General features: G+C 44.2%; 1 pseudogene. It reads left to right on the top strand.

Features of this window, described 5'->3' with window-relative positions:
- Nucleotides 1-208 (top strand): annotated as a pseudogene (locus tag H6A61_RS15860) (AAA family ATPase); the annotation flags it as partial.

A 208-nucleotide genomic window follows, 5' to 3' on the forward strand; every position in this document is an offset into this window, starting at 1 on the left:
TGACAATCAAGGATTATGACAGCAGATTCAAGACTTATATACTGGGATTCCCGAACAAAGAGGTGGAGGACGGTTTCATGGAATTCCTGTTGCCGAGCTATACGGGAATGGATAATTCGGAGGCTACGTTCGGAATCATGAATTTCGTGAAGGATATTGAAAGCGGAGACACTGACGCTTTCATGAAACGACTGACGACTTTCTTTGC

This window comes from Bacteroides caecigallinarum, from assembly GCF_016901995.1.
GTDB lineage: Bacteria > Bacteroidota > Bacteroidia > Bacteroidales > Bacteroidaceae > Phocaeicola > Phocaeicola cellulolyticus.